Raw genomic sequence first — 933 nt, 5'->3', positions numbered from 1 at the left:
CAGGCCGAAGGGAAGCAGGCTGGCGTTGTTGATGGGCTGGGCCATCCAGCGGTCGTAGCGGCGGTCGCCGCCGGCCTCGGTCTCGCGCCAGGCGAGGTACGTGCCGCGGAACACCTCGAACGCTTCCGCCTTCGCCACGCGCTTGGCGTCGTCGCCCATCGGCATGACGTACATCGCCTTCAGGTCGTCGCGCAGCGCAAGCACCTTTTGGGTGAACGAGTGTGCCAGGGCATCGCCGTTCGCATCCGGCGCGGGCAGGCCCCGTGCCGCGCGCCACTCGCGTACGCCTTCCTGCTCCACGAAGCTCGCATACGATTCGTTGAACGAGGAATCGTTCTTCACGTAAAGCTTCTGGTGCGCAAGCTCATGGAAGATCGTGCCGGCCAGGTCGTCCTCGTCCCAACCCAACATGCTGCTGAGCACCGGGTCGGCGAACCAGCCCAGCGTGGAGTACGCCGGTACGTCGCCGATGCTCACGTCATGGCCCAGCGCTTTTTGTCGTGCCGCTTGGCTTTCGGCCAGGTCGCGACGGAAGTAACCGCGGTACGACACGCAGCCTGCAAAGGGAAAGCACTGGATGACGGGGTCGACGGAGAGCTCGGGCGTCGCGAACACGTTCCAAGCCACCCATGGGCGGTCGAGTTGCACGTAGTAGGTGTAGCTGCGGTTATCCGGCAGCCCGAGCGCGGCGCTGGCGAAGCGGCGTGCATCGCGCGCGGTTTCCAGGCGCTTGCGAACCTTATCTGGCGTCTTCGGGTCCGCGATGACCTTGTCGATGGGCTTGCGTGCCGTGAGCAGCGCCACCTGCCCATGCGTGACGTGGGCGTAATACCCCAGCGAGCGGCAACCGGTGAGTAACGCGAGCATGGCGATGAGGGCAAGGCGCATCGGGCCATTGTGCCCGAATGGGCCATGTAGGAGCGCGCTTGCGCG

General features: G+C 65.8%; 1 protein-coding gene. It reads right to left on the bottom strand.

Annotation, left to right across the window (positions count from 1 at the left end):
- Positions 1 to 888, bottom strand: an 888-nt coding sequence (locus tag VI08_RS20600) for an aminopeptidase (RefSeq protein WP_232309610.1), incomplete at its 3' end; no start/stop codon positions are given.
- Positions 889 to 933: the final 45 nt, after the last annotated feature.

This window comes from Luteibacter yeojuensis (assembly GCF_000964085.1).
Classification (GTDB): Bacteria; Pseudomonadota; Gammaproteobacteria; order Xanthomonadales; family Rhodanobacteraceae; genus Luteibacter; species Luteibacter yeojuensis_A.
The sequence above is the reverse complement of the archived record's forward strand: the minus strand, read 5'-3'. Positions and strand labels throughout refer to the sequence as shown.